Origin of the sequence: Acetobacter conturbans, assembly GCF_011516755.1 — a bacterium.
GTDB lineage: Bacteria > Pseudomonadota > Alphaproteobacteria > Acetobacterales > Acetobacteraceae > Acetobacter > Acetobacter conturbans.
This window is the reverse complement of record NZ_WOSY01000069.1, coordinates 1-1,119: the sequence shown is the minus strand read 5'-3', so window position 1 is coordinate 1,119 and position 1,119 is coordinate 1. Positions and strand designations below refer to the sequence as shown.

Sequence of the window (1,119 nt, the reverse complement as noted above, 5' to 3'; positions counted from 1 at the left end):
GTGGTCCCCATTTTTCGGACAGGTGGCTAAGCTATCCCCCGACCTGAGCGAGGACGGGTTTTATGGGGAAGGTTACGCGGAAACGGTATTCGGGTGAATTCAAGTCTCGTGTTGCGCTGGAGGCGATCCGGGGTGAATTGACGCTGGCGGAGCTGGCGTCGAAGCACGGCGTGCACCAGATGATGATCGCCTAATGGAAACGTCAGGCGATTGAAGGCATGGCGGCGACATTCTCCGGCAAGCCAACGCCGGAAGCAGCAGTCAGTCCGGCCGACGTTGAGAAGCTGCACGCCAAGATCGGCCAGTTGCTGGTGGAACGGGATTTTTTGCGGGATGCCTCTGCTCGGTTGGGCGTGATCAGAGGCGGCAAATGATTGACCTGAAACGGCCCCGGCTTTCGGTCGTGCGGCAATGCACGCTGCTGCAGCTTAACCGGTCTGGCGTCTACTATCGGCCTGTGCCCCAGAACGAGGCCAATCTGGAGTTGATGCGGCTGATCAACGCGCAGTTCCTGGAAACGCCGTATTATGGCTCACGGCAGATGACATGGCATCTGCGCCGTCTCGGCCATGATGTCGGCCGCAAGCGGGTTCGCAGGCTCATGGCGATCATGGACCTGCGGGCGATCTACCAGAAGCCACGCACGAGTGTGCCCCATCCGGAGCATCGGAAATATCCGTATCTGCTGCGGGGTCTGGTCATCGACCGGCCCAACCAGGTCTGGTGTTCCGACATTACTTATATTCCGATGCGGAAGGGCTTTCTCTATCTGGTGGCGGTCATGGATTGGCACACGCGCAAGGTGCTGTCCTGGCGTCTGTCGAACACGATGGATGCGGAGTTCTGCGTCGAAGCACTCCGGGATGCGCTGGTGCGCTACGGCACCCCGGAGATTTTCAACACGGACCAGGGCTCACAATTCACGACGCCCCGGTTCACCGAGGTCCTGGAACGACGCCAGGTTCGCATCAGCATGGATGGACGCGGTCGCTGGCTGGACCCACACCTGATGAGGCGTATCATGACGTGCCGACGCCATCTGGTCCGGGGTTAACCCCGGACCAGATGGCCAACAGCAGCGCCGTCAGAATGGCGGCATAACGACAACCGGGTATAGCT

The 1,119-nt window shown here is 60.1% G+C and carries 1 pseudogene; it reads left to right on the top strand.

Going from position 1 to position 1,119, the window contains the following annotated elements:
• Window positions 1–62: 62 nt before the first annotated feature.
• Window positions 63–1,101: pseudogene (locus tag GOB81_RS17350) on the top strand (IS3 family transposase).
• Window positions 1,102–1,119: the final 18 nt, after the last annotated feature.